Here is a 25,694-nt window from a genome sequence, read left to right on the forward strand (position 1 = left end):
CCGCCCACAGCGCCTGCCCAACCACCCTGTCAGTGGGCCACGGTAGTGTGACGGAAGATCAACTGTCGCCGTACCGATGGCAACCGGACCGAGAGGGGGAACCGTGCGTGACGCTCAGCTGGCGGCCTATCTCCAGCGGATCGACGTACCCCGCCCCAGTTCCCCTGACCTGGCGAGCCTGCGCGCCCTGCAGCGAGCTCACCTCGCCGCGGTGCCGTTCGAGAACCTGAGCGTCCGGCTGGGCGAGCCGATCACGCTGCACCAGGACGCGCTGGTCGCCAAGGTGGTGGAGCAGCGTCGCGGCGGCTTCTGCTACGAACTCAACGGTGCGTTCGCCGCGCTGCTCACCGCGCTGGGCTACCGGGTGGAGCTGCTCGGTGCCCGGGTGTTCACCGAGGGCACGCCGGGGATCCCGATGGACCACATGACGCTGCGGGTCCAGCTTGAGCAGGCGTGGCTGGTGGACGTGGGCTTCGGCCGGTTCAGCTTCCTGCCGCTGTGCCTGGCTGAGCGCGGCGAGCAGGTCGACCCGGCCGGTACCTTCCGGATCACCGAGCAGCGCACCGGGAGCAGCGGCTTTCCGCCTGACCTGGATGTGCTCGCCGACGGTCAGCCGCAGTACCGGATCGACCAACGCCCCTACCAGCTCGCCGACTTCGCACCAGTCTGCTGGTTCCAGGCGACGTCCCCGGCGTCCACCTTCACCCAGCGCACCTTGTGCTCGCTGCCCACCAAGTCCGGTCGGGTCTCCCTGGTCCGCAACCGGCTGATCCACACCGGCGACGACGGGGAGCGGACCGAGCAGGAGCTAGCCACCGACCAGCAGCGGTTGGACGCCTACCGCGAGCACTTCGGCATCACGCTCACCCTGGACCAGCTCCAGCGCCTCGGCTGACCCAGCTGACCCGGGCCGACCCGGCAGCATCAGTTCATCACGTTCGCCAGCGGCTCCCCCTTGGCGAACCGGGTGAGCTGTGCGCCGATCAGCCGCTGGGCGCGCGGCAGGAACGCCGAGGAGCTGCCACCGACGTGCGGCGAGATCAGCACGCCGGGCGCGTGCCAGAGGGGGTGGCCGGTGGGCAGCGGCTCCGGGTCGGTGACGTCCAGCGCGGCCCGCAGTCGCCTGGCCGTCAGCTCCGCGAGCAGGTCGTCGGTGCGCACCACGGCGCCCCGGGCCACGTTGACCAGCAGCGCACCGTCGCGCATGGCGGCCAGGAACCGGGCGTCCACCAGGTGCCGGGTCTGGTCGGTGAGCGGCACGGCGAGGATCACCACATCGGCGTGCGGCAGCAGCTCGGGCAGCTCGGCGAGTGAGCGCACCGGGCCCTGCGGCACGGTCCTGGCGGTGCGGGCCACCCGCGTCACCTCGACCTCGAAGGGGAGCAGCCGGGCCTCGATCGCCGCGCCCACCGAGCCGTAGCCGACGATCAGCACCCTCTTGTCGGCCAGCGCGGGGTAGAAGCCGGACCGCCACTGCTCGGCGTCCTGGCCGCGTACGAAGCCGGGCAGGTCGCGCAGCGAGGCCAGGGTGAGCGCCACGGCGAGCTCGGCGGTGCTGGCGTCGTGCACCCCGCGCGCGTTGCAGAGGGTGACCCCGGCGGGCAGGTGCGGGGCGATGTCGTCGACCCCGGCGGTCTGCGTTTGCACCACCCGCAGGCGCGGCATCGAGCCGAGGAACGGCAGCACGGTGCTGGTCCGCAGATAGGGGGTGACCAGCAGCTCGACGCGGGCCAGCAGCTCGGCGGGCGGCGGCCCGGGGCGGCCGTCGCAGGCGTCGCCGTCGAAGGTGTGCAGCTCAAGGCCGTCTGGCAGGCCGGGGACCTGCTCGGCGGGGTACGGCAGCAGCACGACGGGCGCGGACCTGGTGGCAGCCGACTCCGTGGCAGCGGACTCCACACCAACGGACTCCGCACCAACGGACTCCACAGCAAGGGACTCGGCTGCAGCGGGCGCGGTAGCAGCGGACTCAGCGGCAGCAGCGGACTCAGCGGCAGCAGACCCGCTGGCATCGGACTCAGCGGCAGCAGACCCGCTGGCATCGGAGTCAGTGGCGGCGGACGCGGTGGCCACGGCCTCAGTGGCGGCGGACGCGGTGGCAGGCGCAGGGATCATGTCGCGCAATCTACCGACCACCCACCGACCGGGCCGCACCCGCCCGCTACCGGTCCACCGGCCGTCGTTTGGCCGCTCGACCGGCACTCCGTACGATTCATCGAGTAATCAGTGCGGGTACCAGGACGAGCAGGGAAGCGGCAGCGGAATGACGAGGGCAGTGGAGCAGCAGGTCGCGGGCGAGATCGAGTACGGTCCCGGCATCGACCCCGAGCGGCTGCGGCACTGCTTGGACGTGCTGGCGGAGCTGGACGAGCTGGATGTCGACCACCCGGACGCGATCGCCGTCCGCAGGGCGGTCGCGCACATCTTCCGCACCGTGAAGCAGCGCCGCCGCCAGGAGACGCGGGCGGCGAAGACCGCCAACGACCGTGCGGTGACCTCCCGGACCGCGACCGGCGCGCCGGGGCGGATCGACGACGAGACGGCCGGTGTGTTCGGCCTCACCTCGCCGACCACGAGCCAGGAGATCGCCGGCATCCTGACGCGGCCGCGCTCCTGCTACGTCTGCAAGGACCGCTACGTCGAGGTGGACGCGTTCTACCACCAGCTCTGCCCGAAGTGTGCGGTCACCAATCGGATCAAGCGCGACCAGCAGGTCGACCTGACGGGTCGCCGTGCGCTCCTCACCGGCGGCCGGGCCAAGATCGGGATGTACATCGCGCTGAAGCTGCTGCGGGACGGCGCGCACACCACGATCACCACCCGGTTCCCGAACGACGCCATCCGCCGGTTCAAGGCGATGCCGGACAGCGCCGACTGGCTGCACCGGCTGAAGATCGTCGGCATCGATCTGCGCGACCCCGCCCAGGTGGTCGCGCTGGCCGACTCGGTGGCCGCGGACGGCCCGCTGGACATCCTGATCAACAACGCCGCACAGACCGTGCGCCGCTCCCCGGCCGCCTACGCGGAGCTGGTGAGCGCCGAGTCGGCACCGCTGCCGGCCGGTGAGCTGCCGGCCAGCGAGGTCATCGGCGCGTTCGGCAGCGGCTCGGTGGAGCGTCCGGCGCTGCCCGGTCGGGCGGGCGGCGACGGGCTGTCGGCGCAGCAGGTCGCCGAGCTGGCGCTGGTCACCGGTTCGGCCTCGCCGGCCCGGATCGAGGCCGGCACGGCGATCGACGCGGGCGGCCTGGTGCCCGACCTGGTGGACACCAACAGCTGGGTGCAGACGGTGAGCGAGGTCGACCCGATCGAGCTGCTGGAGGTCCAGCTGTGCAACTCGACGGCGCCGTTCATCCTGGTCAGCCGGCTGCGCCCGGCGCTGGCCGCGTCGCCGGCCCGCCGCAAGTACGTGGTGAACGTCTCCGCGATGGAGGGCCAGTTCTCCCGTGGCTACAAGGGCGCCGGCCACCCGCACACCAACATGGCGAAGGCCGCGCTGAACATGCTCACCCGGACCAGTGCCCGGGAGATGCTGGAGACCGACGGCATCCTGATGACGGCCGTGGACACCGGCTGGATCACCGACGAGCGGCCGCACCCGGAGAAGATGCGGCTGGCGGAGGAGGGTTTCCACGCCCCGCTCGACCTGGTGGACGGCGCGGCCCGGGTGTACGACCCGGTGGTGCGCGGTGAGCGCGGCGAGGATCTGTTCGGCTGCTTCCTGAAGGACTTCGAGCCCAGCAACTGGTGATAACTGGAAGGAACCGGTGATCAGATGACCGCGACCCCGGCCATGCGCCCCCTCCTGGTGAACCCGCCGATCAAATCGCCCCTGATCGGCGCGGGGGTGATCGTTCCGACGATGGACGGTCGCGGTGTGCTGATCGGTCGCCGCACCACGGCCGGGGAGTCGCCGAGTTGGAGCCTGCCCGGTGGCAAGGCGGACCAGCCCGGCGAGTCCTTCGAGCAGACCGCCGCGCGCGAACTGGCCGAGGAGACCGGGATCGTGCTGCCCGCCGAGCGGATGCGGGTGCTGGGCGTGGTGCTGGACCATCTGGCCGGGTGGCCGCGGCTGACGGCGGCGGTGCTGGCGCCGCCGTCCGACGATCCGGCGTATGTCACGGAGCCGCACGCCTGCGCGGGTTGGGAGCGGCGGGGGCTGGACGAGCTGCCGGAGCCGATGTTCGGGCCGTCCGCCTGGGTGTTGGCGCAGTGGCTGCCGAACGCCGCCGAACTGCCGCCGGGTGTGCACGCCTATCGCCTCTGACGGTTCGTCAGTCCTCCTCCAGTACCCCGCCGAGCCAGCGGTCCAGCGCGGGTGTGCACTGCTCGCCGCCCGATGGCACATGGGCGTAGCTGCGGTCCAGGAAGTCCCGCAGGGCCCGCTCGGCCGCCCGCAGCACGGCCGCCGCTCCGTTGGCGCCGCGCAGCAGCATCCGTACGTGGTCGAGGTCGGCCTCGGGTTGCAGCACCACGTCGCCGTGGCCGGCCGGGGCGTCCAGGCCCTCGGCGAGCAGTTCCCGGGCGAAGGTCCAGCGCTCGGGAACGCCGAGCGGCATCAGGAAGTCGACCCGGACCGCCAGCGGATCGTAGCTGTCATAGGCCCAGGTGGATCGCAGCGCGATCCGTTCCGGCTGGCCGGGGACCAGTAGTTCGATCTCCACCTCGGCCGTCACCGTCGACTCGTTCACGCTCATCTCGTACGCCTCCGATCCGGCCGGTGCGCTCCCCAGGCGCTGTCGTGCGAGCGCTCCTGCCCCGATCCGCGCCGCCCAAACCCGGCGACGCCCGCCGGATCGGCGCGAAGCCGCCGGAGCCTGCGCCAACTCGCCCGGGCCGGTGCGGACCTGCACACCTTGCCGATACCGGATCAGCCGGTTACTGCGCTTCCCAGTCGGCAACCAGGGCGAGCAGTCCGGGGAAGCGCTGCTCCAGATCGGCCACCCGCACCTGGCTGCGGCGCTCCAGCCCGTACTGGCGCTGGCGGGTGACTCCCGCCTCGCGCAGCACCCGGAAGTGGTGCGTCAGCGAGGACTTGGGGCGATCGATGCCGAACCAGCCGCACGGGTGGTCGAACTCCTCGGCGTCCAGCAGGAGCTTCTGCACGATGGCCAGCCGCAGCGGGTCGGCCAGCGCGCCGAGGATGTGCTCCAGGCGCAGTTCCTCGACGGCGGGTTCGGCGAGCGGCTCCGGCGTGTCGGGGCGCGGCGGGTGCGCCTTGAAGGGTGACGGCGCGGTGCTGGTCACGTGGGTCCCTCCCGATCACGAACAGTACGACGTCAATCGTCGCGAGCAGTACGACTTCAATCGTACTGTATGGTCAGTTCGAGAAATCTCGTACTACTCTCGCTCTGCTCTGCTCTGTTCTGCTCTGCTCTGTTCTGTTCTGCTCTGTGCCGCCCTGTTCTGCTCCGCTCTGCCTGACGTGTCGTCAGGACACCCTCAGGACACCCCTACCGTCTCCCGGGAGACCTCTCATGGCTTTCGCCCGCAGTAGCGTTTCCGCACCGATACCGACCCGGTCGATCCCCGCCCCCGCGGCGGCCGCCGACGCCCCGCGCCGGTGGATCTGGGCGGCGGCCTGGCCCGTGACCGCGGTCTTCATGCTGTCCAACGCCGCGACCCCGCTCTATGTGCTGTGGCAGCGCTCCATCGGGTTCTCCAAGGGCACCCTGACCGTCGTCTTCGCCTGCTACATCGCGGGGTTGCTGGCGTCGCTGCTGGTCAGCGGCATCGCCTCGGACCGGCTGGGACGCAAAGTGGTGCTGCTGCCCGCGCTCGCCCTGGGCCTGGTGGCCTGCGCCGTCTTCGCCACGGCGGAGTCGGTCGCGGCGCTGATCGTCGCCCGCCTGCTCACCGGCATCGCGGTCGGCGCGGTGGTGAGCGCGGGCATGGCCGCGGTCACCGACGTGGCCGGCCCCGCGCGCCGCCCGCTGGGCGCCCTGGTCGCCTCCTGCGCCATGGTCGTCGGCGCCGGACTCGGCCCGCTGCTGGCCGGCGTCCTCGCTCAGACCCTGCCCGGCCCCACCGTCACCGTCTTCGTCGTCGAGGCCGCCCTGCTGCTGACCGCCGTGGTCACCGTACTGCGGATGCCACTGCGCCGGCCGCAGGAGCGTGGCCAGGGGCGCTGGGTGCGGATCCCCGGCGTACCGGCCGAGGGCCGTGTGCCGCTGCTGCTCGGCATCGCCGCCTTCGCGCCCGGCATCACGGCCACCTCGTTCGTGCTCTCGCTCGGCCCCTCGCTGCTGGCCGGCCTGCTGCACTCCAGCAGCCGAATTCTGGCCGGAGCCATGGCGTTTGTGATGTTCACCGCCGCCACCGGAGCCCAGTTCGCGGTCCAGCGCGCCAAGCGCCGCCAGGTGCTGCTCGCCAGCGGCGCTTCGACCGTGCTCGCCATGGCGGTGCTGGTCGCCGCGGTGCGCAGCGGCTCGGTGGTGCTGCTGGTGCTCGCGGCCGTGCTGGCCGGCGCCGGCCAGGGCCTGGGCCAGCTGGCGGGTCTGTCGCTGCTCAGCGCCGCAGTGCCGACCGAGCGGTTGGCGGAGGCCAACGCGGCGCTGAATGTGGGTGGTTACCTGCCCGCCGGGCTGCTGCCGGTGGCCGCCGGCTACCTCAGCGACGCGATCGGCCTGACCACCGGAGCCACGGTCTTCGCTGCCGTGCTGGCCGGCCTGGCGCTGGTCGGCGGGGTGCTGGTGACGGTCAACCGCCGACGCATCGTCGAACCCAGCTGACACCGACCCAGCCGTCGGCGCCCACCCCAGTTGGAAGCCGGGGATGGCCGAGAGCCGCAACACTGTGGACGCTGGGACACAAAAGCTGGACCATGGGCCATTTTCCGTCTCACCCGTCCCGCCTACCGTTGATCACGTCAACGAGAGCCCGGCGAACTGCCGGGCCATCAGGGAGGGAAACCCCAATGCGTGCTGTTGTTCAGAAGTCCTTCGGCGGTCCCGAGGTGCTGGAGGTCGTGGAGACCGAGCGCCCCAAGCCGCTCTCCGGGGAGGTGCTGATCCGGGTGCACGCCAGCGCCATCAACCCGGTGGACGCGGCCGTCCGCTCCGGCGCCTTCCCGCTGCTGGGCGAGCCGGTGTTCGGCCTCGGGTGGGACATCTCCGGTGTGGTCGAGGAGGCCGGCCCGGGTGCCCGGTACGAGGTGGGCGAGGAGGTGTACGGCATGCCGTTCTTCCCCCGCGAGGCCGGCGGCTACGCCGAGTACGTGGCCACCCCGTCGCGGCAGGTGGCCCGCAAGCCCGCCGGCATCGACCACGTGCACGCCGCCGCGCTGCCGCTCGCCGCGCTGACCGCCTGGCAGGGCCTGGTGGACCGGGCGAAGATCGGCCCGGGCGACCGGGTGGTGATCCACCGGGCGGCCGGCGGCGTCGGCCACCTGGCGGTGCAGATCGCCAAGGCCCGTGGCGCGCATGTGATCGCGCTGGCGAGCGCGGCCCGGCACGACTTCGTGCGCGGCCTGGGCGCGGACGAGGTGATCGACTCCCGGGCCGTCGACTTCTCCGAGGTGCTGAGTGACGTCGATGTGGTGTTCGACTCCAACGCCGAGGGCGAGAAGTCACTGAAGGTGCTGCGTCCGGGCGGCACCCTGGTCACCGTCCTGGAGCACGGCAACCCGGAGTTGGCCGAGCAGGTCGCCGCCGCCGGCCGGCGGTTCGTCGGCGTCTCGGTGGAGCCGGACTACGCGGCGCTGGAGGCCATCGCCGCACTGGTGGAGGAGGGGAAGGTCCGTCCGCACGTCTCCCAGGTGCTGCCGCTGGAGGAGGCCGGCAAGGCCCATGCGCTGATCGAGGGCGGCCACACCCAGGGCAAGATCGTCCTGACGGTCTGACAGCAGTCAACCGGTGCTGGGCAGCACCACATGGAGGGGAACGGGATGGACGTCCTGACGGAGGCACTGAGTTCGATGCGCACCGGCCAGCCGGCCTCGGTGCGCACCGAGGGCCGCGCGCCCTGGGGCCTGCGGCTGGCACCGGTGCCCGGCGCGAGCTTCCATGTGGTGCTGCAGGGCACCTGCTGGCTGCTGCCCGGGGAGGGCACCGCGGGCCCGACCGAGTCGATCGCGCTCGGCCCGGGTGATGTGGTCTTCCTGCGCGACGGGCGCGGGCACGTCCTGGCCGACCACCCCTCCTCCCCCGTCGCCGAGTCCGGGACCACCAGCTGCCACCCGGACGCCCCGATCGGCACCCTGTCGCTCGGCGGCGACGGCGCCCGCACCAGCCTGCTCTGCGGCGCCTACCACCTGGACCAGGGCCGGCCGCACCCGCTGCTCGGCCAGCTGCCCGCGCTGATCCACCTGCCGGCCCGGCCGGGCGCCTACCCCGAACTGACCGCCGCCGTGCAGCTGCTCGGCCGCGAACTGGAGAACCCCCGGATCGGTTCGCACGGCATCGTGCCGCTGCTGATCGACTCGCTCCTGCTCTACATCCTGCGCGCCTGGCTGGACGAGCAGCCCGCCGACACCGCGTGCGGCTGGGCGGCCGCGCTGCGCGACCGGGCCGTCGCGTCGGCGCTGTCCGCGATCCACGACGATCCGTCAGCGCCGTGGACGGTGGCGTCGCTGGCCGACCGGGCCGGGCTCTCCAGGGCCGGCTTCGCGCGCCGGTTCGCCGAGCAGGTGGGCGAGCCCCCGCTGGCGTACCTCACCCGCTGGCGGATGACCACGGCCGCCAAGCTGCTCCGGGAGAGCGACACCCCGCTGAGCATCGTCGCCGACCGGACCGGCTACGGCTCGGAGTACGCCCTCGGCAAGGCCTTCAAGCGGGAGTACGGCCAGGCGCCGGGCAGTTACCGCCGCCAGAGCCGGGCCGCCTGACGGCCCGTTGATCGCCCGTGTCGCGGGCGCTGTGCCGATACCCCAGGAACTATGGTCGACCGTGTTCAACGGCCGACTATCCGTGGAGTCCCATGGCGTCCGCGATCCCCCCGAGCCCCGGCCCCCGGCAGGTCGGCGCCCTCGCACTGCTGCGCCGCTGGAAGCTGTGGCTGTTTCCGACCGTCCTGAGCGGGCTGGTCGCCATGTTCCTCTCGCTGCTCTACATGGGCGGCATCGTCGACCCGAGCCGCAGCCTGCACCATCTGCCGATCGCCCTGGTGAACGGCGACACCGGCCCGCCGCCGCCCGGCCAGCAGCAGAACGTGGGCACCCAGGTCGCCGCGGCGGTCGTGGCCGGCACGCCGAGCGGCCAGGTCTCCTGGCACCGGGAGAGCCTGGCGCGGGCGCAGCACGAGCTGGCGTCGGGCAAGGTGTACGGCGCGCTGGTGATCCCCGCCGACTTCACCGCCTCGATCGCCGCGCTGGCCACCCCGAACGCCACCGGCCGGCCGACGTTGACGGTGCTGACCAACCCGAGTGCCGGCAGCCTGGCCTCCTCGCTGGCCAGCCAGATCACCCAGGGCGCGGCGCAGCAGTCGGCCGCCGCGATCGGGAAGCAGTTGTCGGCCAACGCCGCCGCCGGCGGTGCCGATGCCACCACCAGCCTGCTGCTGGCCGATCCGGTCGCCATCACCACCAGGCCGGGTTATCCCATCAGCAGTCACAGCGGTCTCGGCCTGACCGCCTTCTACTACACCCTGCTGCTGGTGCTGGCCGGTTTCGTCGGCGGCAACATCATCCACAACGGTGTCGACACGGCGCTCGGTTATGCCGACACCGAGATCGGCCCGCTGCACACCCGCCGTCCCACCGTCCCGATCAGCCGCACCCAGACGCTGCTGCTGAAGATGGGGATGACGGCCGGCATCGCCCTGGTGACCAGCTCGCTGGTGATGGTCGCCACCGTGTCGATCCTGGGGATGGACGCACCGCACGCGGGGCTGCTCTGGCTGTTCTCGTACTGCGCCGCGCTGGCGGTGGGGCTGGGCGTCCAGGCCATCAACGCGGCGTTCGGCGGGATCGGGCAGCTGATCTCGATGTTCGTCTTCATCGCGCTGGCGCTGCCCTCCTCGGGGGCCACCGTCCCGCTGGAGGCCTCGCCGGGCTTCTACCGCTTCCTGGGCAACTTCGAGCCGATGCGCCAACTGGTCGGCGGGGTACGGGCGATCATCTACTTCGACGCCCGCGCCGACGCCGGTCTGACCCGGGGCTGGGTGATGATCGCGATCGCGATCGCGGCGGCACTGCTCTTCGGGTTCCTGATGACCCGCTACTACGACCACAAGGGCCTGCACCGGCTGACGCCGCAGCCCCCCGAGGACCGTGTCTGACGGGAGGCGGCAGTGTTTGGAGCCGAGCCAGGAACTGCGCGCGCGACGCCCTGGCGCCGGTCTCCGACAACCTCAACAGCTACCGCGCCACCAGCACTTCAACGGCCAGAGCACACGGTGCCCTCGAAGCCCTGATCACGCACCCTGGGCGCAACCATCGTCGAAAACCCTGAGCGCTCCCCTCGCCGGCTCGCTACCTTCAGCCGCATGGCTGACGAGCTCTTCACCGACCCGCGCCTCGCCGTACTCTACGACCCGCTGGAGGCGGAGCGCCCGGACCTCGACGCGTATCTCCGCATCGCCGAGCACCTCAACGCCCGTACGGTGCTGGACATCGGCTGCGGGACGGGCGTGTTCGCGCTGCTACTGGCCGACCGTGGATTCGAGGTCACCGGCCTGGACCCGGCCGCCGCCTCCCTCGATGTGGCCCGCGCCAAACCGGGTGCGGAGCAAGTCCGTTGGCTGCACGGTGATGCAACCGCGCTGCCGCCGCTGCAGGTTGACCTGGTCACCATGACCGCCAACGTCGCCCAGGCAATAGTCGATCCCGGTCTCTGGCACACCACGCTCACCCGCGCGAGAAACGCACTGCGACCGGGTGGCCACCTGGTCTTCGAGACGCGGAACCCGGCAAGGCGCGCCTGGGAGTCCTGGACCCGGGCGAACTCCCATACGGTGACGGATGTGTCGGGCGTCGGCGAGGTGGCGTCATGGGTAGAGTTGATCGACGTCGACCGCCAGTTGGTCACCTTTCGCTGGCACTACGTCTTTGCCTCCACCGGCGAGGAACTGACCTCGGACTCCACCCTGCACTTCCGCGAAAGCGGGGAGGTCGAGGCGGACTTGCTGACCGCGGGCTACCAGCTCCGCGAGATCCGCGACGCCCCGGACCGCCCGGGCAAGGAGTTCGTCTTCCTCGCACAGCGGCCGGCCCAGTAAGTCACCGGCCGCGTCAGGCCGTCGCCGGCAGTGGCCCGCAGCCGATCGCGGAAGACGACGGCTTCCGCGTCCCACCCGTTCGTTCAGGCGATCGACTGGCCCCGCCCCCAGAGCTCTTCAGCGTGCTCAACGAAACGGTCGAACATTCCGCTGGGTTCGCGCCGACGGAGGTGCATCATCGGCGAGTCATGGCCGACCAATCGCGCCAAGTGAGGTGTCACGAGGGCGTCACCGTCGAACCGGAAGACGGAAAGGCTCACATGGTTGGTGGCGTCTTCCGCGCAGCACTGAACCGCGCTTCGATTCCCGGAACTTCCCGCAACTTGGCGAGGTTCTCCAGCGTCATCCGGATCCGCGTGGAGACGGTGAGGGACGTGTCCTCGATCGACTCCCTTGCACGGGTGGTCGCTCCGTTCGGGTCGCCGACCAGGAACCGGACCCGGCACCCGGACTCTGCCTTGGCACGGAGCGTCGCGGCGAAGTCAGGTTGCTCCAACCAGAGGAAGTAGTTCGTAAACCCGGACAACAGGAGGTCAGCTTTCGTGTCGGCCACCAGTTGGGCCCAGGTGGAGGTCGGGCACGCTGATCGGTAGGGGTAGACAGCAATGATCTCTCGATCCGCGCCAATCTTGACTGTTGATCGGACGATACTCGGCCATAGCATGGCTTCACTCACCCCTAGCGATTGGCTTGCGTCTGTGCGGTTCCTTGGGTGCGGCAGAAGTGCCTCATCTGCTGCCCAGCGTTCCACGGTCTTCAGCGTGACCCCACCCGGGTCGCCAGCTGGCGCGGACTCATACGCGCGTCGTGGTCACCAATGCAGTGCTCCACGGACGCCCGGCAGGTGGTCAGTTCGGTGAGTTGATCTTCTTTCGCTGGACTGGGGCTATGGCCCTCGTGATGGCATCGGCAAACGGGTTTGGGCGGTGATCGGCCCGGCGGAGCGTGAGCCGAGTAAGCGAACGGGGGCCGTCGGTGCTGAGGTTGAGCGCGGTGGCGTTGGGCTGTCCTGGCCGCGTCCACCGCGCCCCCGCTCGCGCCGGCCCCGACCGTTTGCACAGCCTGGTTCCTCATGACGGATCGACGGTCGGCCTGGCTGATCCGTCAGCCGGTGTGTTCTGGCTGGGGCATTGCGGTGTCGGGCGGTTCAAGTCGCTGGTGCGGGCCCGATGGTGTATATGAAACCGGGGCGACTTGAGCGTTCGTCGGCGCGCCTCCGGGCCCGTCCGCGCGGCGTTGGTTTCCGCGGTGACTTACACCAGACCAAACGACCCACGGCCGGTGCCGGGTTCCCATTCCAGGTGTGACATTTCCCGATCAGGCGAGCCCTTCTCGCCATGGTGATCGGGACCCCATGATGCGTTCCGCAGCGGAACCATGAGTGAGCAGGGAGAGCAGGACATGAGCAGCACGAAGGCGACCATCGACGCATCCGCCGCCGGCAGTTGGCGACTCGGCGATCTGACCGTCAACCGACTCGGGTTCGGGGCGATGCGGCTGACCGGGAGTGCGGCGTTCGACCTCGGGACGCCGAGTGATCGGGAGACGTCGATCAAGGTGTTGCGGCGGGCGGTGGAGTTGGGGGTCAACCACATTGACACCGCCGCGTTCTACTTCTCCCGGCTGCGGTCGGCGAACGAGCTGATCAACACGGCGCTGGCACCGTACTCCGACGAGTTGGTGATCGTGACCAAGGTGGGGCCGGGGCGGGATCCGTCCGGGGAGTGGGAGACCGCGCGGCCGGAGCAGTTGCGCGGGCAGGTGGAGGAGAACCTGCGGCAGCTCGGGCGGGACCACCTGGATGTGGTGAACCTGCGCCGGATGCCCTCGATGTCCTCGGTCGCCGAACACTTCGGGGCGCTGGCCGAGTTGCGCGAGGCCGGGCTGATCCGGCACCTGGGGGTGTCCAATGTGACGGTCGACCACCTGGCCGAGGCGCAGGCGATCGCGCCGGTGGTGTGCGTGCAGAACAAGTTCGGGCTCGGGCTCCAGGAGCACGACGAGGTGCTGGCGCGGTGCGGTGAGCAGGGCATCGCCTTCGTGCCGTTCTTCGCGATCGCCGGGGAGACCCGCGAGCAGGGCGCGGCGGCCAGGACGGGCGAGGATGAGCGGATCGCCGAGGTCGCGGCGGCGCACGGGGTTTCGCCGGCCCAGGTGCGACTGGCGTGGACGCTGCACCAAGGCCCGAACGTGCTGGCGATCCCGGGCACCGGCAACCCGGCGCACCTGGAGGAGAACGTCGCGGCCGGCGCGCTCCGCTTGACGGGCGAGGAGCTGGCGCGGCTCGGCTGACCGGGCAGGGCGGACGCTATCCCCGGATGCGGAGCCAGGACAGCGCGCAGGCCGCGGCGTTGAGGATGGACAGGTGGCCGTCCGCCGGGTGGCGGCGCAGTTCGGCGCCGGGGATGGCGCGGGCTAGCCATTCGCCGTGGCCTGCGGGGACGACGCGGTCGGCGCCGCCGTGCAGGAGCAGTACCGGGACGGTGATCCGCCCGGGGTCGAAGCCCCAGGGCGCGACATAGGCGAGGTCGTCGTCCAGGATGCCGTCCAGGCCGGATGCGGTGCCGCGCTGGGCGACGTCGCCGAGCCAGGACCAGTCGCCCTGGAGCGCCGCGTGGTCCTGCGGGGTGAACATCTCGGGGTCGAAGTCGGACGAGGCGAGCTCGGCGGCGAGTTCCGCGCGGTCGGCGACGGCGGCGCGGAGCTCGGCCTTGCCGCCGGGGTACATGCCCGCGAACCAGTCCAACCCGGGCACGCCGTACGGGGCCAGGCCTGCCACGCTCACCACACCGGCCACCCGGTCCGGCAGCAGTGCGGCGCAGGCCAGCGCGTGGTTGGCGCCGCCGGAGGCGCCGAGCACGCCGAACCGCGTGATCCCCAGCGCGTCCGCCACCGCGGCGGTGTCGGCGGCAGCGGCGGCCAGGTCGCGCCCGGCGGCGGGCGTCGAACCGCCGTATCCGGGGCGGTCGTAGGAGATCCAGCGGATGCCGTGCCGTCGTGCGGCCGCGAACAGCGGTTGCGGGGGCAGGCCGATGCTGGGGGTGCCGTGGTGCCACAGCACGGGCAGCGGCTCGGCACCGCGCTCGGTGTCGCCGGCCGGGGAGTGGTCGTACACGTGCAGGGTGCGGCCGTCGGTCAGCCGGATGTCGAACTCGGTCGTCATGTGGCGGACCATACCCACTTCTTGAGGTTGACGGGCCATCAGGTCGCAGTCAGGTCCAAGGGTGAGCGAACTCCATTGGCACGAGTCGGGCTCAGCTCGTGGTCGAGAAGCCGATGGGGTGGTTCGGTACCGGAACGGGTTCCAGCAGCCTGAGCACTTCCGCCGCGTGGTCGCACAGCGCGGCCCGGTGCGGTCGGCCGGTCTTGGCGAGCAGGCTGGCCACGTGCTTCTCGACCGTGCGGGGCGAGATGAACAGGCGCTGCGCGATCTCCTGGTTGCCGAGCCGATGGAGCAGCAGGAGGAACACCTCGTACTCGCGAACCGTCAGGCCCTGGCGCCGCAGCTCGGCCGGCACCGCCGCGGTGCCGGTGCGGCGCTGCGCCGGCCGCTGGGGAACCGATGGGAGGCCGCTGGGAAGGCCTGTGCCGCTGCGGCCGAACGCGGGAAAGCCGCGCCCGGCGGGCGCGGCTTCTCGGAGTGCTCAGTGCGGAACGGTCCTACGGCACGACGTTGATGTAGCTCATCATCCCGAAGTCCTCGTGCGCGGCGATGTGGCAGTGGAACATCCACTTGCCCGGGAAGTCGGCGAAGTCGACCCGGATGACGATCTGGCCGGGCACCCCGTTGACTTCGTGCGGCACGGGCACGGTGTCGTCCCGGGCAGTGTACGGCTGCGGCACCCCGTTGACCGAGACCACCTGGAAGGCGTTGGTGTGCAGGTGGAACGGGTGGTCGACGCCGGTGTGGTTGACGATCGTCCACTCCTCGACGGTGCCCACCTTGGCGGGGGTGTCGAAGGCCGGCGAGTCCATCGCGAACTGCTTGCCGTTGATGTAGTAGCTCATGTTGTCCGAGCTCTGGGTGAAGTCCACGGTGCGGTGCTGCGCGACCGGCACCGCCGAGAGGTCGGCCGGCGCGGTCGGGATGCTGCCGGAGACGGTGGACTTCTTGGGCACCGGGTGGCCGGCCACCTTGATCGTGGCGAGCGGTACGTCCGGGTAGTTGTCGCCGATCGGACCGGTGTTGAAGGCGACGTTGCGCAGGGTCGCCGTGCCGGGGTGGTCGCTCGCGGTGACCAGCACGTCATAGCGCTTGCCCGGCGGCAGCAGCAGCCGGTCCGGGGTGCTCACCTGGTTGACCGGCACGCCGTCCTCGCCGACCACGGTGAACTGGTAGCCGTCCAGCTGGAGTTGGTAGGAGATATTGGCTCCCGCGTTGACCAGCCGCCACAGTTGGGTCTCATTGGGCTTCATGGTCAGCACCGGCCGCAGCTGGCCGTTGACCAGCCGGACGGTCGGGGCCTTGGAGTTGATGAAGCCCTGCACGATGTGGCCGGTGGAGTCGAGTTGGACGTCCTTCAGCACCATGGTGTGCGTGGTGGTGTAGCGCAGGTCGCGGGGCAGCAGGGTGCGGTCGTCGCCGACGATGATCGCACCGGACAGACCGGCGAACACCTGGTTCATCACGTCGCCGGGCGTGAAGCCGGTGCCGGGCGAGCTGGGCGCGCTGGGCGTGGCGGACGGGTCGGGGGTGTCCGACATGCCGTCCATGCCGTCCATGCCGTCCGTACTCCCGGGCGGCGGGCAGGTCTTGCCCATGGCGTGCGAGTGGTACCAGAAGGTGCCCTGCGGGTGGTTGGCGGGGATCGCCAGCTGGTAGGTGGTCTCGGCGCCGGGGGCCACGCAGAGGAACGGGTCGTCCGACTGGCCCTCCGGGGAGACGTGCAGCCCGTGGAAGTGCAGGTTGGTGGCCACGCTCAGGTGGTTGACCAGCTTGATGGTGACGGTCGAGCCCGGCGTCATGCGGATGGTCGGCGCCACGAACGAGCCGTTGTACGACTGGCCGTAGACCTTGCGGCCGCCGACCTCGAACCGGGTGTCGGCCGCGCCCAGGGTGATGTTGAGGTCCTGGCTGCCCGCGGTGTCGGCGTCGGCCGGGTCGTGGAACGGCCGACCGGGGTGCATGCCCTGCTCCTGGTCGGCGGTCGACGGGTGCGGGTCCGGCGGCGTGTCCGCCATCGCCGCGGTGCCGACCGCCGCCGTTATCAGCAGGGCGACCGCGGTCATGGCGTGGAGTAAGCGGCGAGTGCGGCGGGTCTGCTGCCGATGCGCTTCGGCGGCCGCCACGGTGTCGTCGGACATCGGAGGCATGACGGGAGTGCTCCAGAGGGGTCGATGAGCTGTTCGGCCGCTCCCAACGTTGGTGAATTCCGTTCGGGTTAACAAGGGTTGACGTCAGGTAGTGCGTGCAGGGACTTGCCATCGGCCTGCTGCGTCGAAAGCCGGCCGGCAGCACACCGCCCGCCGCCCCGGAAGCAGGGCGACGGGCGGCGGTGTTCACCGGGCGGTCAGCAGTCGGCCGAGCGCGACCGCGGTCTGCGGAAACTCGCCCAGCAGTACGGCACCTGACGGTTCGTCAACCACCGAGAGCCACACCCCCTCGCAGCCCAGCAGCTGCGCCGCCGCATCGCACGCCGCCGGGTGAGCGGCCAGCAGCGCCAGACCGCGCGGCCCGCCACCCGGGCGACGCAGCGGTGCGGCAGCGGGCTGCGCCAGCCACGGCGGCACCCAGCTGTCCAGCACCTCAAGCCGACCGGGGAAGATCCGCCCGGCCTCCCGGATCAGCAGCGGCGCCAGCTCGGCGCCGTCACCGCGCAAAGTGGTGATAAGGGTCGGCAGCCAGGGCAGCAGCACCGGGTCGGGCAGTCGGCCGAACGCGTTGGACACCGCCTCCACCACGAAGTCGGTGAGGTTCGGGACCGGCTCCAGGGCGTGCAGGAAACCGCTGAGGTAGCGCGGATAGGCGGGCAGCACCAGCGGGTTGGCCAGCAGCGCGTCGCAGCGCCCACGAAGCTCCTGCCGGGTCAGCGCACCGAGTTGCACCTGTCCTGCCCAGAGCAGCGCCGTCTTCGCCTGGTCGGTGGGGTGCGACTGGGCGACGGCCAGCTCCAGTTGGGTCCGGTCGCAGCCCAGCGACAGCGCCAGCCCCTCCATGCTGAACAGGAAGCCCAGCATCGCGCCGACCTGGCGGACGGTCGCGTCCTCGTCGGTGAAGGCCATCGGCAGCCTGGTGCAGTAGTGCGCGTAACCGGTCTTGACGAAGGACTCCAGCCAACCCGGCAGCACCGGCTCGGCGGTGCGGTAGTGCGCCAGCAGGGTGCGCACCAGACGCAGCACCTCCGGCGCGCCGTCCACGCCGCGCTCGGTCACCAGGACGTCCAGCGCCCGCGTGCCCAACTCCTGGGCGAGCCGGTTGCTCCGCAGGTAGCGCAGCGCGTCCTCGACGGTGCCGAGCACGGTGGCCGCGGTGGCCTGCGGGTGGCCGGCCCTGCGCCGCAGCCGCTGCTCGAGCACCTGCTCGATGCTGACGCCCTCGTAGCCGAGCTGGATCAACTCCCGCTGGTGCGTGCCCAGAGCGAGGTCCCAGGACTCCTGGAGCGGCGGCGGCCCGCCGAGTCCCCGCTCACCCATGATCGGGCGGACCGCGCCGCCGGGCAGCAGCGAGCGCAGCATCCACAGCACGTCCGAGCAGCCCGCCAGCTGCGGCTGCCCGGCGATGTCGAGCAACGCCCGCTGCACACCGCGCTGTTCGAGCTTCAGCCCGAGCGCGGCGAGCCGGTCGTGGACGTCGCGGGCCAGCGGCGGCAGCGCGTCGTAGCCGACCTGGCCGATCCGGTCGCCGCCCATCATGATCTCGACCAGGCGCCGGACGTCGCGCCGGCCAGGGACGGCGTCCTTCTCGATGCAGGTGACCGCCGCGTCCAGGAAGTCGTACGGGGTGGGCTTGGCCCGGTCCCGCAACCCGGCCAGCAGGATGGAGGTTTCGAAGACCGCGATGGCGTCGGCGGTGGACGCCAGGTAGCCGTTGCGGCGGGCGGCGCGCACGATCTCCACGGACCAGCCGAGCAGTTCGTCCTCGTCCAGGCGGTCCAGCACGGGCGGCCGCCGCAGGAATCCGGAGAGCTGGTCGGCGGGGGCGGCGGCCGGCGCAGGGACGGCCGCCGCCTTCGCACCCGCCTTGCCGCGCTTCTTGGCCCCTGCCTGGCCGGCGAGTTGGAACGGCTGCACTCCGGTGCGCTTGAGGTTCTTCGCCCAGAGCGTCGCCGCGATCGACACCGAGCCGCCGGCCAGGCCGAACTGCGCCTCGATCGCCGCATGGCTGGACGGGATCAGGCCGTGCTGCCAGACCGTGTCGGTGCGCGGGCTGATCTCGAAGCCGTCGCTGCCGTGCACACCGAACTCGGCGACCCGGCTGGCCGCGTGGAACGCGCCGCAGACATAGAGGCAGTCCGCGGGGTCGGCGCCGCTGGCGGCGAGGTGCCGGCGCATCCTGGTCCACATGTAGCGCTCGCGGTCCTCGTCCACCCGCACCCGGTGCGGGTCACCGGGGGCGAGCCGCCGGAACAGGCTGCCGATCAGCAGCATGACCTGCCGGTAGGTGTCGTGATCGGCGTCACCGAGCGGCAGTTCGACGTACTGGTGCCACCACTCCGACCAGTGCCGCACCCGGCCGTGGCGCAGCAGGTGCTCCTCCAACTCGGCGAACCGGGGCCGCAGGTCGCCGATCTCCACGCCGACCGCGTCGCCGTGCAGGGCGACCTCGCCGGCCGTCAGCGCCTCGGCATCGGCGTCGATCGGCTCCGGCTCGGCGGCGTCCTGCCACTGGAAGACGTGGTCCGAGGAGCGGTCCACCAGCACGAGTTCGACACCCGGGGTGTCCAACGCATAGGCGATCGCCTGGTATTCGGCGGAGGCCTCGGTGATCGGCGCGACCACCGAGAGCGGCGCCCAGTCGGCCGGGAAGCCCTTGACCTCGCTGGCGAACGCCTGCACCGCCACCGGGAGTCGGCAGTTGCGCAGTTCGGTCAGCAGCGGCGCCATGTCCTCGCACAGCTCCAGGTAGACCACCTTGGGCTGCTTCTCGCGCAGTCGGCGGGCCATCGCGGTCGCCGAGGCCGGCGAGTGGTGGCAGACCGGGAAGATCTCCAGCGGCTCCCCCACCGCCCGGTCGACGTCGTCCACGATGCCGAGCAGGATGCCCTGCAGGGCGTCAGGGCCGTCGGCGAAGCTCGCGGCCGCCTCCCGCAGCTGCGAGCGCAGCGCGTCGAAGGTCCCCTCGTGACTGCTGCTCATCTGGTGAAATCCCTCCTCACGCACGATGGTTCAGGACAGGGTGGCGATGGTGTCGCGGCCGCCCTCCAGGAACTCCGGCCAGTCGCCGCCCGCTTCCTTGCTGCGCGGCTCGACGACGCCGTGCAGGTACTTGTTGAGGATCGCCAGGTCCTCCGGCTCGCGCCGGGCCAGCGAGCCGACCAGCGAGGAGGCGAGGGTGCGGGCGCTCAGGGCGCGGTCGCCGAAGAAGTTGCTGTGCAGGATGGCGTCCTCCAGCACGCCGATCTGCTCGGCGGTGGAGAGCGAGGACTCCAGCTTCTCGTCGTCGCTGCCGGCCGAGTTGGCGGCTTCCCGCAGGTCGGCGAAGCTCTGCAGCAGCACGTCCAGCAGGTTCGGCGGCACGTCCAGCTCGATCTGGTGGCGGCGCAGCAGTTCCTCGGTGCGGAACCGGACGATCTCCGCCTCGCTGCGCTTGTTGGTCACCACCGGGATGCGCACGAAGTTGAACCGGCGCTTGAGCGCGGAGGAGAGGTCGTTGACACCGCGGTCGCGGCTGTTGGCGGTGGCGATGACCGAGAAGCCGGGCTTGGCGAACACGATGTTGTCGCTGTTGTCGCTGTCGAGTTCGGGCACCGAGATGTACTTCTCGGAGAGGATCGAGATCAGCGCGTCCTGCACGTCGCTGGTGGAGCGGGTGAGCTCCTCGAACCGGCCGATCGCGCCGGACTCCATGGCCGTCATGATCGGCGAGGGGATCATCGACTCCCGGGACTGCCCCTTGGCGATCACCATGGAGACGTTCCAGGAGTACTTGATGTGGTCCTCGGTGGTGCCGGCGGTGCCCTGCACCACCAGGGTGGAGTTGCGGCAGATCGCGGCGGCCAGCAGCTCGGCCAGCCAGCTCTTGCCGGTGCCGGGGTCGCCGATCAGCAGCAGGCCGCGGTCCGAGGCCAGGGTGACGATGGCCCGCTCCACCAGGCTGCGGTCGCCGAACCACTTCTGGTCGATCTGCCGGTCCAGGCCGTCGGCGCGCTCGGAGCCGAGGATGAACAGGCGGATCATCTTCGGCGAGAGGCGCCAGGAGAACGGCTTGGGGCCGGTGTCGATCGACTCCAGCCAGGCGAGCTCCTCGGCGTACTTGGTCTCGGCGGGGGCGCGGAGCAGGTCGGACATGCGAAAGGGCCTTTCTTGCACGAAGGTTGGGTGACACTCGCCGATCAGGCGAGGAGGGGCGGGTGATGGTCGCCGATCAGGCGAGGAGGGTCGGGTGATGGTCGCCGATCAGGCGAGGAGGGTCGGGTGATGGTCGCCGATCAGGCGAGGAAGGTCTTGAGCTCGTTCACGAGCTTGCTGATGTGGCCGGAGATCACCGGCGTGCCCAGGGCCTTGAACCGCTCCCGGAACCAGGGGTTGACCTCCTGGCGGCCGGAGCTGGTCACCGACCCGACCGGGATGAACTTCACTCCCGAGCGGTGCACCGCCTCGATACCCTCGAACAGCGGCTGGGAGCGGTCGAATTCGTAGAAGTCCGAGATCCACACCATCACGGTGTTCTTCGGCTCGGCGATCTTCGGGCGGGCCATCGCCATCGCGATGGGCCCGTCGTTGCCGCCACCGAGGTTGGTGCGCAGCAGCGTCTCGAACGGGTCGTTCACCCAGGGGGTCAGGTCGATGGCGCGGGTGTCGTAGGCGATCAGGTGCACGTCCACCTTGGGCAGGCCGGCGAAGATCGAGGCCAGGATGGTGCAGTTGACCATCGAGTCGACCATCGAGCCGGATTGGTCCACCACCACGATCAGCCGGTTCGGCGTGGTCTTGCGGACGGTGTGCCGGTAGTAGAGGCGGTCGACGTAGAGCCGCTCCTCCTCCGGGCTCCAGTTGGTGAGGTTCTTCCAGATGGTGCGGTCGAGGTCCAGGTTGCGGAACACCCGCTTGGGCGGCACCGAGCGGTCCAGCTCGCCGACCGTGGCCTTGGCCACCTGGGTGCGCAGCACTTCGGCGACCTCGTCCACGAACCGCCGGATCAACGACTTGGCGTTGGCCAGCGCCACCCCGGAGAGGTTGTGCTTGTCGCGCAGCAGCTGCTCGATCAGCGACATGCTCGGGGTCAACTGGGCGGCCAGCGTGGGGTTGGCTAGCACTTCGCGCAGCCGCATGCGCTTCACCAGGTCGGCTTCGAGCTCGCCCAGCTGCGGGCCGATCGCCGGGATCAGGGTGCCCAGGTCGGGGGTTCTGCCGCCACTGCCCTTGCCGCCACTGCCCTTGCCACCGCTGCCCTTGCCACCGCGCAGCTCACCGGGGCGGCAGCCGAGTGCCTTCTCCAGCCAGCCGGCGTCGGACTGCCAGCGGGAGAGCTGCTTGGCGCTGACCGTGCCGGAGCCGGTGGCGAAGACGTTGAGCAGCACCTTGGCGGCCAGCGCTGCGCGGCGCACGTCGGCGGCCCGGTCGCGCTCACTGTCGCCGAGCGGCTCCGGCGCCATCAGGCCGTCGAACTCCTCGGCCAGCGCCGGGTGGCGCTGCACGATGGAGTCGACCGAGGTGCCCGGGTCCAGCAGGCCCGCCGGCAGGCCGATGTCCTCGACCACGGCGAGGCTCGCGGACTCCAGGCTGGGCTGCTCCTCGGGGTCGAAGAGCCGGGCCAGCAGTCGCCAGTAGAGCGCCTGGCGCCGGTTCTCCTGACTGTTGTCCTGACTATTTCTTTGACTGGCCGTCAGTTCGTCGATGGATTCGGTCATTTCCGCAGCAACCTGCCCGCTCGCTCACGCAGCACCGCGACCGCCTCGGTGGCGGCCTTCTCGCCCTTGGCGCCCAGCTTGTCGGTGGTGCCGCCGGCCCAGGCACCGGAGTGCACGGCCACGGTCTTCTTGCGCACGGTGGTCTCGACGGCCAGCGGCTGCACCGTGAACTCCCCGGCGTCCCAGCGGAGCAGGCCGATGCAGGCGGTGGACGCGGCCACCGCGGCCGGGGTCAGCGGGCCGGCGCTCGGGATCCGGTCGGTGTCGACGGCGATCCTCACCCAGCCTGGGGCCCCGGCCAGGGTGAACGCCACGGCGTCCCCGTCGCCCTCGGTTCGGTAGCCCTCCAGCAGTAGCGGGATCGCGATCCGCACCGGGTGCCGGTCCAGCGGGGCGGTGGTCGGCAACTGGGCGGCGGCCAGGGCGACTCGGGCAGTGGCGAAGGGGTCGGCCGACTCGCCGGCGCGGGCCTGCGCATCGTTCCAGATCAGGTCGCCTTCGTCGGTGATCGGCAGGTCGGTGATCTCCATCGAACGGCCTTCGCCGAGCGCCGCCAGCAACGACAGGTGCGGGCGCAGCAGTTGCCAGACGCCGGCGCCAACCACCGTGTCGGGCTTGGGCACCGCGACGGACGCCCGCACCAGGCGGGACGGGCTGCCGTCGGCCGGCTCCAGCACCGCGTGCACCTGGGCCTGTGCGGCGGTCGCGTGCTCCTGCAGGTCGACGCCGAGCGGCAGCAGTCGGCCGGCGGCGCTGCCGGTCGGGGCCGGGCCGCCGGCGCCGGGCTGGGTGAGCAGCAGCGCCCGGGACCACAGGTCGGCCCAGCGGCGCAGCGGTATGTGCTCAAGGGTGGCGCCGGGGCAGCTGGCGGCGAGCTCGGCGGCGAACCCGTCGAGCAGCACGGCCAGTCGGCGCAGGCCCGGGTCGGGCAGCATCGCGGAGACGATCTGTGCCGCACCCGAGACCAGTTCGTGGTCGATGCCCTGCCACCCGGCCCGGCCCAGCTCGCAGAGCCAGGAGCGGGCGGCGGCCGACAGGTTGGCCGCCTGCGGCTCGCCGGGGCTGAAGTCCGGCGCGGGGCCGACGGTCCGGCCGACGGCCTCGGCGGCCCGGGCGGCCAACGCGTCGTGGGCGGCGCCGAGCAGCGCGGTGCGGGCGGCGGCCAGGGCGACGAAGTGCTCCTCCCCCGCGGCACCGGCCGCCGCCTTCTCGGCGGCCTCGGCGACCCGGCCGGCCAGCGGCGAGCCGGCCACCGCGTCGGCCAACTCGGCCAGCCCGGCGGCCTGCGCGGGGTGCGGGCGCAGCAGTCCGGTGACCAGCACCTGGTCGAACGCGGCCACGGCGGCGAGGAGTTCGGCCAGTCCGTCGACCGGCTCGGTCAGCAGATCGACTCGCATCACGCCACCGCCGCCCGGCTCGGCGGGAACCACTGCAGCTCGGGCAGCGGCGTGGTGCCGGGCGCCAGCTCCAAGTAGGCCAAGTGGCGCAGGAAACGGCTGAACACCGGTGCGGCGGCCGAGCGGTCGACGAGCTCGGGGCGGGTGGCCCGCATCGCGCCGGCCAGGTCGGCCGCGGTCGCCGCCACGCCGTCGGCCACCTCGACCTCGACTCGCAGGTAGCGGGCCACCCGCTCGGCGCCGTACTGCAGCACGGCCTCGCCGACCAGGCTCAGCAGGTGGTTGCAGAAGAAGCCGCGAGCGCCGCCGCAGGGGCGGTTGTTGTTGGTGCTGCAGGCGAAGGCGTAGCTGCCGGCGGCGATCGACGAGACATAGACCCGCTCGATGTCCGAGCCGCTGGACACCACGCCCTGCAGCCGCCCGTCGGCCAGCTCGACGAACGGGACCTTGGCGAGCTTGCGCGGGCGCGCGGGCGGGATCACGCGCGCCGTGCTCGACTCCTCCCAGGCTGACAACACACCATCTCCTTTGCACCGAGGGGGATTACCGCGCCGGACCGGCGGGATGCACTGAAGCTACTCGCGATCACTGACAACGGCGGTCGGCCGGTGTGTGTCGCGCGCAGCTCCCTCGATGCAAAGGCAGCTGATGCGGCGGTCGGTCAGCTGCGGGCGTAGGAGCCCAGGCCCACCACGCAGTAGACGGTGGACATCAGCGTGGCCCCGCCCCAGGTCCTGGTCTCGGAGAACTCGTACTGGGTCTGGGGGTTGCTGTCGCACTGGTGCAGGTCGTCGGTGAACGGGAAGGTCTGGATGATCTTGTAGTGGGCGTCCGAGGCACCGCAGTCGACCACGTTGACGTCGCTCACCGCCTGGGCCGTGGTGGAGTCCGGCAGGGTGCCGTTGAGGCAGGAGCCGTCGGTGAACGGGCTCTCGGAGGGCGAGGTGGGGTCGGTGACCGGCGGCTGGTAGGTGTCGGTCGGGGCGGGGTTGTCGGTCGCGGAGTCGTAGGGCGCCGGAGTGGTGGCGCTGTCGGTGGTCTGGGTGACGACCGGGTTGGCCGTCGGGTCGGAGACCGGGCTGTTGTGCTGGCCGAGGGTGAGGCCCAGGGTCACGCCGACCGCCACCACCGCGGCGACGGACACCAGGACGATCACCGGCGCCTTGCTCTTGGCCGGCGCCGCCCCCGGCTGGCCGCCGACGATCTGGATCCGGGCGTACACCTCCTCACCGTTGGCGGTGGCCACGCGTATCACCATGCCGTCCTGCACCGGCGGAACATGGATCATGGTCGGCCCGGTCGCCGTGTTGATTGTCCGGTATGCGCCGACAGCCGCTTCTTCCCTGGTCAGCTGCAGCATGATGATGTTCGACACGAGGCCCCCTCGCCTAGCAGTGGTCGGCTTCCATGGGCGCACTGGGTGACGCGCCGTCAGCCTCGCCCGGTTCCCCGCCCCCTGCTGACCTCTTGTCAGCTTGTAGTACGGGGGCTACGGCCAGTCATAGGATAGCGTCGCTATCTTCGCAGCGGGCAACCGGTTTGGGGGATGTGCCGTCAGCCGGCCGCGAGGTCGGTGCTGAGCGCCGTGGAGGGCTGCGGGATCTCACCGTAGTCCTCGTCGTCGGCGGCGACGCACAGGCGGTTGATCACGGCTTCCAGGGCGGTCGGCAGCCGGGCGTCCAGGCCTTCGTGACAGCGGGCCAGAAGGTCGTGCCGCACCTCGTCCGGCAGCAGAGCGGGGCCGGCGAGGCGGCTGTGCACCGTCCGGCGCGGGGCCTGGGCGAGCTGCTCGGCCTGAGCGCGCCAGTAGGCGGCGTCACGCGGCTCGCCGAGGCGCAGGTGGTGCAGATGGAGCAGGTTGGCGGCCGTGTGGCTGCCGGATCCGGCGGCGAACTGCCACCAGAACTGGGCGGGGTCGAGGCGTCCGGTGACGGCGAGCAGGCAGGCGAAGACCAGCGCGCCCTCGGGGTGGATCCGGTCGCTGTTCACCAACCGCTCCAGCGAGCGGCCGGCCTGCGGCGCATTGAGCACCAGGGCGATGGCGAGGTCGAGCTCATGCCCGGCCTGCTCGTGCTCGGAGGGGTACGGGGCAGGAGCGGCGGTGACCCGCGCCATCAGCCGGCCGCTCATGGGTGCACCG

Annotated in this window: 22 protein-coding genes and 1 pseudogene; 9 read left to right on the forward strand and 14 right to left on the reverse strand. The window is 71.3% G+C overall.

Annotated features, from left to right (window positions below; all coding sequences use genetic code 11):
- The first annotated feature begins 103 nt into the window (after positions 1 to 103).
- Positions 104 to 895, forward strand: a complete 792-nt coding sequence (locus P3T35_RS21925; protein WP_280707357.1) for an arylamine N-acetyltransferase — start codon at positions 104 to 106, stop codon at positions 893 to 895.
- 29 nt (positions 896 to 924) lie between these two features.
- Here P3T35_RS21925 and P3T35_RS21930 read toward each other — a convergent pair whose 3' ends face one another.
- Complete coding sequence (locus tag P3T35_RS21930; RefSeq protein WP_280707361.1) at positions 925 to 1,896, reverse strand: 2-hydroxyacid dehydrogenase; 972 nt, start codon at positions 1,894 to 1,896, stop codon at positions 925 to 927.
- A gap of 364 nt (positions 1,897 to 2,260) precedes the next feature.
- Here P3T35_RS21930 and P3T35_RS21935 point away from each other — a divergent pair, with 364 nt between their 5' ends.
- On the forward strand, positions 2,261 to 3,745 hold the full coding sequence (locus P3T35_RS21935; RefSeq protein WP_101384004.1) for an SDR family NAD(P)-dependent oxidoreductase: 1,485 nt from the start codon (positions 2,261 to 2,263) through the stop codon (positions 3,743 to 3,745).
- Positions 3,746 to 3,769: 24 nt separating this feature from the next.
- Positions 3,770 to 4,261: an NUDIX domain-containing protein gene (locus P3T35_RS21940; RefSeq protein WP_101384003.1), complete on the forward strand. Its 492-nt coding sequence runs from the start codon at positions 3,770 to 3,772 to the stop codon at positions 4,259 to 4,261.
- 7 nt (positions 4,262 to 4,268) lie between these two features.
- On the opposite strand, the gene P3T35_RS21945 is transcribed toward P3T35_RS21940, so the two are convergent.
- Positions 4,269 to 4,691, reverse strand: coding sequence for an SsgA family sporulation/cell division regulator (locus P3T35_RS21945; protein WP_101384002.1), 423 nt, complete (start codon positions 4,689 to 4,691; stop codon positions 4,269 to 4,271).
- 181 nt (positions 4,692 to 4,872) lie between these two features.
- The gene (locus P3T35_RS21950) at positions 4,873 to 5,241 is read right to left on the reverse strand and encodes a helix-turn-helix domain-containing protein (RefSeq protein WP_101384001.1); all 369 of its coding nucleotides are present in this window, start codon (positions 5,239 to 5,241) and stop codon (positions 4,873 to 4,875) included.
- A 356-nt stretch (positions 5,242 to 5,597) separates the two neighbouring features.
- On the opposite strand from P3T35_RS21950, the gene P3T35_RS21955 reads away from it, so the two are divergent.
- The 5 genes from P3T35_RS21955 to P3T35_RS21975 all read left to right on the forward strand — a co-directional run bounded on the left by P3T35_RS21955 (position 5,598) and on the right by P3T35_RS21975 (position 11,148).
- Positions 5,598 to 6,725 (forward strand): MFS transporter, encoded by a 1,128-nt coding sequence (locus P3T35_RS21955; RefSeq protein WP_280707404.1) that lies wholly within the window; start codon positions 5,598 to 5,600, stop codon positions 6,723 to 6,725.
- 185 nt (positions 6,726 to 6,910) lie between these two features.
- Positions 6,911 to 7,834: an NADP-dependent oxidoreductase gene (locus tag P3T35_RS21960; RefSeq protein WP_101383999.1), complete on the forward strand. Its 924-nt coding sequence runs from the start codon at positions 6,911 to 6,913 to the stop codon at positions 7,832 to 7,834.
- Between the two features lie 45 nt (positions 7,835 to 7,879).
- Positions 7,880 to 8,818 carry an AraC family transcriptional regulator gene (locus P3T35_RS21965; RefSeq protein ID WP_101383998.1) on the forward strand — a complete coding sequence of 313 codons (939 nt, stop codon included), beginning with the start codon at positions 7,880 to 7,882 and terminating at the stop codon, positions 8,816 to 8,818.
- Between the two features lie 92 nt (positions 8,819 to 8,910).
- Positions 8,911 to 10,209 carry a DUF3533 domain-containing protein gene (locus tag P3T35_RS21970; protein ID WP_101383997.1) on the forward strand — a complete coding sequence of 433 codons (1,299 nt, stop codon included), beginning with the start codon at positions 8,911 to 8,913 and terminating at the stop codon, positions 10,207 to 10,209.
- A 207-nt stretch (positions 10,210 to 10,416) separates the two neighbouring features.
- Positions 10,417 to 11,148 carry a class I SAM-dependent methyltransferase gene (locus tag P3T35_RS21975; protein ID WP_101383996.1) on the forward strand — a complete coding sequence of 244 codons (732 nt, stop codon included), beginning with the start codon at positions 10,417 to 10,419 and terminating at the stop codon, positions 11,146 to 11,148.
- 256 nt (positions 11,149 to 11,404) lie between these two features.
- On the opposite strand, the gene P3T35_RS40430 is transcribed toward P3T35_RS21975, so the two are convergent.
- Positions 11,405 to 11,701: a hypothetical protein gene (locus tag P3T35_RS40430; protein ID WP_348533427.1), complete on the reverse strand. Its 297-nt coding sequence runs from the start codon at positions 11,699 to 11,701 to the stop codon at positions 11,405 to 11,407.
- 848 nt (positions 11,702 to 12,549) lie between these two features.
- Here P3T35_RS40430 and P3T35_RS21985 point away from each other — a divergent pair.
- Positions 12,550 to 13,440 carry an oxidoreductase gene (locus P3T35_RS21985; protein WP_101383995.1) on the forward strand — a complete coding sequence of 297 codons (891 nt, stop codon included), beginning with the start codon at positions 12,550 to 12,552 and terminating at the stop codon, positions 13,438 to 13,440.
- Positions 13,441 to 13,456: 16 nt separating this feature from the next.
- On the opposite strand, the gene P3T35_RS21990 is transcribed toward P3T35_RS21985, so the two are convergent.
- The 10 genes and pseudogenes from P3T35_RS21990 to P3T35_RS22035 form a co-directional block, all read right to left on the reverse strand.
- Entirely contained in the window at positions 13,457 to 14,311 is an 855-nt protein-coding gene (locus P3T35_RS21990) for an alpha/beta fold hydrolase (RefSeq protein ID WP_101385506.1), read from the reverse strand.
- Between the two features lie 91 nt (positions 14,312 to 14,402).
- Positions 14,403 to 14,666 (reverse strand): annotated as a pseudogene (locus P3T35_RS21995) (helix-turn-helix transcriptional regulator); the annotation flags it as partial.
- Positions 14,667 to 14,808: 142 nt separating this feature from the next.
- The gene (locus tag P3T35_RS22000) at positions 14,809 to 16,452 is read right to left on the reverse strand and encodes a multicopper oxidase family protein (RefSeq protein WP_180356765.1); all 1,644 of its coding nucleotides are present in this window, start codon (positions 16,450 to 16,452) and stop codon (positions 14,809 to 14,811) included.
- Between the two features lie 195 nt (positions 16,453 to 16,647).
- Entirely contained in the window at positions 16,648 to 19,443 is a 2,796-nt protein-coding gene (locus tag P3T35_RS22005; RefSeq protein WP_101383992.1) for a DUF5682 family protein, read from the reverse strand.
- Between the two features lie 30 nt (positions 19,444 to 19,473).
- A complete protein-coding gene (locus P3T35_RS22010) occupies positions 19,474 to 20,595 on the reverse strand; it encodes an AAA family ATPase (RefSeq protein ID WP_101383991.1) in 1,122 nt (373 codons plus the stop codon).
- Positions 20,596 to 20,735: 140 nt separating this feature from the next.
- Positions 20,736 to 22,157, reverse strand: coding sequence for a VWA domain-containing protein (locus P3T35_RS22015; protein WP_101383990.1), 1,422 nt, complete (start codon positions 22,155 to 22,157; stop codon positions 20,736 to 20,738).
- Positions 22,154 to 23,554, reverse strand: a complete 1,401-nt coding sequence (locus tag P3T35_RS22020) for a hypothetical protein (RefSeq protein ID WP_101385504.1) — start codon at positions 23,552 to 23,554, stop codon at positions 22,154 to 22,156. Before P3T35_RS22020 ends, P3T35_RS22015 begins: the two co-directional genes overlap by 4 nt.
- A complete protein-coding gene (locus P3T35_RS22025; RefSeq protein ID WP_101385505.1) occupies positions 23,554 to 24,069 on the reverse strand; it encodes a hypothetical protein in 516 nt (171 codons plus the stop codon). The genes P3T35_RS22020 and P3T35_RS22025 overlap by 1 nt, the downstream gene beginning before the upstream one ends.
- Positions 24,070 to 24,215: 146 nt before the next feature.
- On the reverse strand, positions 24,216 to 24,929 hold the full coding sequence (locus P3T35_RS22030) for a hypothetical protein (protein WP_101383989.1): 714 nt from the start codon (positions 24,927 to 24,929) through the stop codon (positions 24,216 to 24,218).
- A gap of 179 nt (positions 24,930 to 25,108) precedes the next feature.
- The gene (locus tag P3T35_RS22035) at positions 25,109 to 25,684 is read right to left on the reverse strand and encodes a hypothetical protein (RefSeq protein ID WP_280707369.1); all 576 of its coding nucleotides are present in this window, start codon (positions 25,682 to 25,684) and stop codon (positions 25,109 to 25,111) included.
- Between the last annotated feature and the right edge of the window lie 10 nt (positions 25,685 to 25,694).

The organism is Kitasatospora sp. GP30, from assembly GCF_029892145.1.
Lineage (GTDB): Bacteria > Actinomycetota > Actinomycetes > Streptomycetales > Streptomycetaceae > Kitasatospora > Kitasatospora acidiphila.